This window comes from Methylobacterium sp. E-025 (assembly GCF_022829705.1).
GTDB lineage: Bacteria > Pseudomonadota > Alphaproteobacteria > Rhizobiales > Beijerinckiaceae > Methylobacterium.
Window position 1 is genome coordinate 1 of the sequence record NZ_JAKSYR010000075.1, and the last position, 339, is coordinate 339.

1 protein-coding gene is annotated in these 339 nt (G+C 68.7%); it reads right to left on the reverse strand.

The genetic code is table 11. The features are described 5' to 3' along the window. On the reverse strand, positions 1–211 hold a 211-nt coding region (locus MKK64_RS28405), incomplete at its 3' end, for a DUF6894 family protein (RefSeq protein WP_409567923.1). Between the last annotated feature and the right edge of the window lie 128 nt (positions 212–339).

Here is a 339-nt window from a genome sequence, read left to right on the forward strand (position 1 = left end):
GCATCAGGTCCAGCGCGACGCGCTCCGCGTGCGCGCGCATCAGCGCCCACGTCGGCAGCCGCTTGCCCTGGAGGTCGGCCACGAGCTCGTGCCCGTTTGTGCAGTGGAAGCGGTAAAGCGGTGTCGGCATTGGCCTTCTACACCGCCCTTCACACCAGCTCACCGCTGCGCGCGTGGCCATCGTCGCCAGGGTTGAACCGTCGTGACGCATGCTGGTTGTTCCTCACCCGTTCTTGCCGGACCCGGAGCTGCGCTGCAACACCCGCCCCCGGACGCGCATGCGGAGTGTCGGCACCCTGCCTCGACCCGGGGTAGTGTGCACTTGGTTCTGGGTGCGGG